The sequence below is a fragment of the Nitratidesulfovibrio sp. 1201_IL3209 genome, assembly GCF_036763125.1.
GTDB lineage: Bacteria > Desulfobacterota > Desulfovibrionia > Desulfovibrionales > Desulfovibrionaceae > Cupidesulfovibrio.
The window spans coordinates 23,243-29,142 of record NZ_JBAIYT010000020.1; the positions used below are offsets into that span (position 1 = coordinate 23,243).

At 70.2% G+C, this 5,900-nt stretch carries 5 protein-coding genes; all 5 read left to right on the plus strand.

What is annotated here, in order from left to right:
- The first annotated feature begins 21 nt into the window (after positions 1 to 21).
- The 5 genes from V6B97_RS10590 to V6B97_RS10610 all read left to right on the plus strand — a co-directional run bounded on the left by V6B97_RS10590 (position 22) and on the right by V6B97_RS10610 (position 5,871).
- Positions 22 to 1,260, plus strand: coding sequence for a D-alanine--D-alanine ligase (locus V6B97_RS10590; protein WP_333506475.1), 1,239 nt, complete (start codon positions 22 to 24; stop codon positions 1,258 to 1,260).
- Positions 1,261 to 1,426: 166 nt separating this feature from the next.
- Positions 1,427 to 2,314 carry an alpha/beta fold hydrolase gene (locus tag V6B97_RS10595; RefSeq protein ID WP_333506476.1) on the plus strand — a complete coding sequence of 296 codons (888 nt, stop codon included), beginning with the start codon at positions 1,427 to 1,429 and terminating at the stop codon, positions 2,312 to 2,314.
- Complete coding sequence (locus tag V6B97_RS10600; protein WP_333506477.1) at positions 2,307 to 3,965, plus strand: UDP-N-acetylmuramoyl-tripeptide--D-alanyl-D-alanine ligase; 1,659 nt, start codon at positions 2,307 to 2,309, stop codon at positions 3,963 to 3,965. Before V6B97_RS10595 ends, V6B97_RS10600 begins: the two co-directional genes overlap by 8 nt.
- 142 nt (positions 3,966 to 4,107) lie before the next feature.
- The gene (locus V6B97_RS10605; protein ID WP_333506478.1) at positions 4,108 to 5,259 is read left to right on the plus strand and encodes a GGDEF domain-containing protein; all 1,152 of its coding nucleotides are present in this window, start codon (positions 4,108 to 4,110) and stop codon (positions 5,257 to 5,259) included.
- A gap of 105 nt (positions 5,260 to 5,364) precedes the next feature.
- Positions 5,365 to 5,871, plus strand: coding sequence for a cupin domain-containing protein (locus tag V6B97_RS10610; protein ID WP_333506479.1), 507 nt, complete (start codon positions 5,365 to 5,367; stop codon positions 5,869 to 5,871).
- Positions 5,872 to 5,900: the final 29 nt, after the last annotated feature.

Consider the following 5,900-nt stretch of genomic DNA (forward strand, 5'->3'; position numbering starts at 1 on the left):
GGAACCCACCAGGAAACCACCATGTCCAACGGCAAAATCCGCGTCGCGGTCTTCTTCGGCGGGCGTTCGCCCGAGCATGACGTCAGCATCGTCACCGGGTTGCAGGTCATCCAGGCCCTGGACGCCGCGCTGTACGAACCCGTGCCCGTCTACGTGGACCGCTGCGGCGTCTGGCGCACCGGCGAAAAACTGCTCGACCGCGCCACCTACATCCCCGCCCGCGACGCCGACGGCCTGCCCGCCGTGTCGCTGGAAATCGCCCCCGGCAAGGGCGGCATGCTGGTGGAGCAAACGGCCAGGCTGTTCGGCAAGCCCAGGCGCATCCCCTTCGACGTGGCCATCCCCGCCTTCCACGGCCCCTACGGCGAAGACGGCGACATGCAGGGCCTGTTCGAGGCCGCGGGCATTCCCTACACCGGCATGCGCGTGCTGGCTTCGGCCATCTTCATGGACAAGGCGGCCACCAAGCAGGCCCTTTCCGGCGCGGGCGTCCCCATGCTGCCCTGCGCGGTGCTGCGCAAGCCGGTGGGCGGCCTGCTGCCCCCGCGCGCCGAGATCGAGGCCGCGCTGGCGGGCATCACCCTGCCCGGCTGCCTGAAGCCCGCGCACCTCGGCAGCAGCATCGGCGTGGCCAAGGTGGACTCCATCGAGGAGATCGAGGCGGTGCTGCCCGGCCTGTTCAGAAACGACACCGTGGCCATCGTGGAGCCGTACCTGGACGGCTGCGTGGAATACAACATTTCGGTGCGGCGCGACGGCGAGGGCCACGCGACCTCGGCCATCGAGCGGCCCAAGCGCGACAGCGAACTGCTGGACTTTCGCCAGAAGTACCTGTCCGCAGGAGGAAAGGGAGGCGCCAAGACCGGTGGAATGGGCGGGGCGGGCGGCGGCGCCAAGAGCGCGGGCGATTCCGGCAGCGCGGGCATGCTTTCGCTGACGCGCGAGATCAACCCCGACCTGCCCGCCGACCTGGAAGGCCGCATCCGCGACTTCGCCGTGCGCACCTACGCGGCCTTCGACGGCACTGGCGCACCGCGCATGGACTTCATGTACGACGCCGCCCGCGACGAGGTGTGGCTGAACGAGGTAAACCCCATCCCCGGCTCGTTTGCCTTCTTCCTGTGGGAGGCGGCGGAAACCCCGGTGCGCTTCACCCGGCTGCTCTCGCTGATGATCGACGAGGCGCGGGCCATGGCCCGGCACACCGCCTGCCCGGAGGATCCGACCCCCGAGGCTGCCCGGTTGTTCCCCCGCCGGTAGCCACTGCCTGGGACATACGTGTCCCCCTGCCTTCACCCGCATGCAGCGCGCGCCGTCCCCATCGGGCGGCGCGCGTTTCGCTTGCCCGCCCGCCCCTTGCCCCTTCGCGCGCCCCCGGTGTACACCACGGGGCGCGCCACGCCGAACACACCACTTCGAGGCCAGCATGGATTCCGCCCCCCAGACCGCCACCCCGCAATCCGCCCCTTCCCCCGCCACGGGGCCGTACATGCACGTGGTGCACCTGCCCAATGCCGCGCCCGCCCGCCGGAAACCGGCCGACGGCGGTGACGCGGACGCCGGGGCCGCCGCCCCCACCGCACCCGCCGTCCCGCAAATCGCCCCCCAGATCATTTGGGCGCACGGCTGGATGCACACCCACGCCAACCTGCTGCCGCTGGCTGCCACCTGCACCCACGGGCGCGACAACTACCTGCTGGACATGCCCGGCTTCGGCCGCTCCGGCATGCCGCCCGCCACCTGGGGCACGCAGGACTACGCCGACCACGCCGCCGCGTGGCTGCGCACCCTGCCGCGCGGCAGGCGGGTATGGGTGGGGCATTCCTTCGGCTGCCGGGTGGGCCTGCAACTGGCGGCCCGCCACCCGGACCTGGTGGACGGGCTGTTCCTGATGGCCGCCGCCGGGCTGCCCCGCCGCCGCACGCCCATGGAACGGTTCACGCGGGGGTGCCGCATCGCCGCGTTCAAGACGCTGAAGCACCTGCACTGGCTGGGCTTTGGCGCGGAGCGGGTGCGCCGCTTCTTCGGCAGTGCGGACTACGCCAGCGCCGGGGAACTGCGCCCGGTGTTCGTCAGCGTGGTCAACGAAAACCTGTCCGGCGTGGCCGCGCGCGTGGCCTGCCCCGTGCACCTGCTGTACGGCGAAAACGACACGGAAACCCCGCCCTCCATGGGGCAGGACTTCGTCCGGCTGCTGCCGCACGCACGGTTGCAGGTGCTGCCGCGCTTCGGGCATCTGGACATTCTCACGGCGGGCGGCCATCAGGCCGTGTACGCCCTGGACACCTTCTGCGAGGAAACCTTCGGTGGCTAGCTCCCTGTTTCTCGGCGCGGCGTTCCTTGTGTTCGCCGTGCGGCGCTGCCTGACCTACCTGCACATCTTCCAGCAGGAAGAATACGACGGCCCGCGCTTCTTCCGCTGGATGGCCGCCGCCCGCGCCTTCGACAAGCGCGCCACCCTGCCCCTGCTGGCCTGCTGGGGCGCGGCGCTGGCCGCGCCCGGACACGCCGCCTACGCCGCATGGGCGGCGGGCCTCGTCCTGCTGAGCGTGGCCGCCGTGGAGGACAACCCGCTGCGGGCGGCCAAGAAGAAGCTGGTGCTCACCGCACGGGTCAAGCGCATCCTGTCCGTGGCGCTGGCGCTGACGGCGGCGTACGCCGTGGCCCTGGCCCTGTGCCCGGCCGCGCCCGCTGCGTTGCTGCCGTTCTGGATCATGGGGGTGCAGGCGCTGCCGCTGGCGCTGGTGGCGGCCAACGCATCGCTGGCCCCGGTGGAGGCGCGCATCCAGCAGGGCTTCTGGAACGAGGCCCACCAGAAGCTGCTGCGCCTTGCGCCCACGGTCATCGCGGTCACCGGCTCGTACGGAAAGACCAGCGTGAAGCACATCCTGGCCCACGTGCTGGGCTGCTACCACCCCACGCTGATGACGCCGGGCAGCATCAACACGCCCATGGGCATCTCGCGCATCATCCGGGAAAAACTGACCGACGCGCACCGCTTCTTCATCGCGGAAATGGGCGCCTACGGCATCGGCTCCATCGAACGGCTGTGCAGGCTGGCCCCGCCCGATTTCGCCATCATCACCAACGTGGGTCCGGCGCACTACGAACGCTTCAAGGACCTGGCCACCGTGGTGCGGGCCAAGTTCGAACTGGCGCACGCCACCGTGGCCCGTGGCGGCCGGGTGGTGCTGCCCGCCGCGCTGCTGGAATACGACCACGCGCGCGACTTCGCCTCCGCCAACGCGGGCGCGGTGCTGCTGTGCACGGGTACGGACGGCAACGCACCCGCCGCGCCAGATGGGGCAAACGGGGCAGACGGGGCAGACGGCGCGGCCCCCTCGGTGCGCGTGCTGGAGGCCGGGCAGGACCTTTCCGGCATCCACGCCCGCCTGCTGTACCAAGGGCAGGAATACGAGGTGCGCGCGCCCATCCACGGCATGCACCACGTGGACAACGTGGCCCTGGCCTTTGCCGCCGCGTGCGGGGTGGGCGTGGAGCCGCAGCGGGTGGTCAGCGCCCTGCGCAGCCTGCCGCAGATCGCCCACCGGCTGGAGGTGAAGCCCCAGCCCGACGGCTCCGTGCTCATCGACGACGCCTACAATTCCAACCCCTCGGGCTTCGCATCCGCCCTCGACCTGCTGGACCTGTACCGCAGGGCCGGGCGACGCGGCGTGCTGGTGACCCCCGGCATGGTGGAACTGGGCACCCTGCACGACAGCGCCCACGCCGACCTCGGCGCGCGCGCCGCGGCCTGCGCCGACGTGCTGCTGGCCGTGGCCCCGGCCCGCATCCCCACCCTGGTGGCGGCTTTCCGCGCCGCCGCCGGGCCGGACCAACTGGTGGTGGAATGCGCCGACTTCGCCGCCGCCCGCGCCTGGCTGGCCGCCAACATCGGCCCCGGCGACGCCGTGCTGCTGGAAAACGACCTGCCCGACCTGTACGAGAAGAAGGTGCGGGTGTAACGGAGGCGCGCATGCCGGAAGAAGCCGACACTCCGGCACCCAAGGTCTTGCGGGGTGACCACCGCAAGGCTGCCCCTCCTGCGACAACTGTCTGGCCCCGCAAGCGAAACCTGGCCCCGTACGCACAACAGACACACACTCCATGACGTACCTGACCACGATCCACGTCGATATCCTGATGTGCCTCGCGTTGCTGCCCGCCCTTGCGATGGCGGTCCTGAAACTTGACGGAAGCATCTCCGCGCACAGGCATCTCGTTGCCGTCATGGCCAGCGTCTTCACGCTGCTGGTGCTTGAAGTTTCCAGTGTCGTGCTGGATTCCAATTTCAACGACACGATCCGCGACAGCGCGCAGCTTGTCCCCTTCGGCAAGCTGGTGAACAGCATCGGCTTTCTGCTGGTGCCCGTGCCCGCCTTCCTGACGTGGACGTTCCTGCACCATTGGACCGGCGTGCGCCTTGCCGCATCGTCCGCCCTGTCCCGGGCGCTTCCCCTCGCGGGCAACGCGGTGCTGGCCGTGCTCAGCTACGACGCGGGCCTCCTGTTCTCCATCGCCCCCGACAACACCTACTCGCGCGGGCCGTGGTTCGCCGTATCCCCGGCCATGTTCTACGGCTACCTGGCCCTGGCGGCTGGCTTCCTGATCCGCCAGCGCAACCGGTTGAGGACGGAAGAAACGGCCCTGTTCGCCACGGCCCTGGCCCTGCCCGCCATCACGGCGGCCTTCCAGCTGGAATATTTCATAGTTCTTACCATGTGGAGCAGCTGGGCCATCTCGTGCATCATCCTGCTGGTGACCGTCTTCATCAATTCGTCCGAGCGCGACGAACTGACCAAGCTGGCCAACAGGACAGCGTACCGCAACGCCATCGCAAAGGCCCGCCGCATGCGGGAACTGAAGATGTGCGTGGCCCTGCTGGACATGGACGGCCTGAAATCCATCAACGACAGGCACGGGCACGCGGCCGGGGACCTGGCGCTGCTGACGCTTGCGGAAGGACTGCGGAAAACCTTCGGTGAAGGGTTCCGCGTGATGCGCTTCGGTGGCGACGAATTCGCCGTGGTCCAGTTCGACAACGACCCCACCGCGCTCTACGAGAAGCTCTGCACCCTTGAAAGCACCCTGGCGGCGCAGGATGCGGCCTCCGGCAGGCCGTACCGCGTGGCCTTCAGCTACGGGCTGGCCTGCTCGCGCGACGGCGAAGACGTCGATGCCCTGTTGAAGCGGTGCGACACCCTGATGTACGACCGCAAACGGCAGAAACACCTCAAGGCGGACGCGACTGCCGCCTGACCACCTCCGGGGCGGTCCCGGCGGCTTCACGGCCCCGGCGTGGCAGGCGACCGTCCGCCGGTTCCACGCTCCGCGCCAGCACCTGAACGTACATCCGGGAGCAGCATGCGTACCCCCCTCGCTTCCTTCCCTGGCCCCGTCGTCCTTGCCGCCCTGCTACTTGCCACCCTGCTGTCGGCCGGAGGCTGTGCGGCGCGTCAGGCGGACGCCCAGCCATCTCCGCAGCCGTCTCCCGGCGCCGCCGCCCAAGCCGACCCCCAGGCCGTGCGCACCGTCCAACTGGTCCAGTCGGAGCGCAGTTGGGACGGCGCCATGCTGCCCGCCTATCCGCAGGGACAGCCGCAGGTCACCATCCTGCGCATCACCATTCCGGCCGGGGCGCGCCTGCCGCTGCACCGCCACCCGGTGATCAACGCCGGGGTGCTGGTGCGCGGGCAACTGGTGGTGGTCACGGAGGACGGCGGGGAACTGCGCCTCGCGGCGGGCGATCCCATCGTGGAGGTGGTGGACACCCCGCATCAAGGCTTCAACCCCGGCAGCGAGCCCGCCGAGATCATCGTCTTCTACGCCGGGCAGGCGGGCGCCCCGCTGGCCGTCAAGCAGGAGCCGTAGCGCCGCCGCGCCCCTTCTCGCGCGGACGG

What these genes read in the sequence shown, in the direction of transcription:
- V6B97_RS10590 (WP_333506475.1), top strand. Translation starts at nt 22, where the DNA reads ATGTCCAACGGCAAAATCCGCGTCGCGGTCTTCTTCGGCGGGCGTTCG.
- V6B97_RS10595 (WP_333506476.1), top strand. Translation starts at nt 1,427, where the DNA reads ATGGATTCCGCCCCCCAGACCGCCACCCCGCAATCCGCCCCTTCCCCC.
- V6B97_RS10605 (WP_333506478.1), top strand. Translation starts at nt 4,108, where the DNA reads ATGACGTACCTGACCACGATCCACGTCGATATCCTGATGTGCCTCGCG.
- V6B97_RS10610 (WP_333506479.1), top strand. Translation starts at nt 5,365, where the DNA reads ATGCGTACCCCCCTCGCTTCCTTCCCTGGCCCCGTCGTCCTTGCCGCC.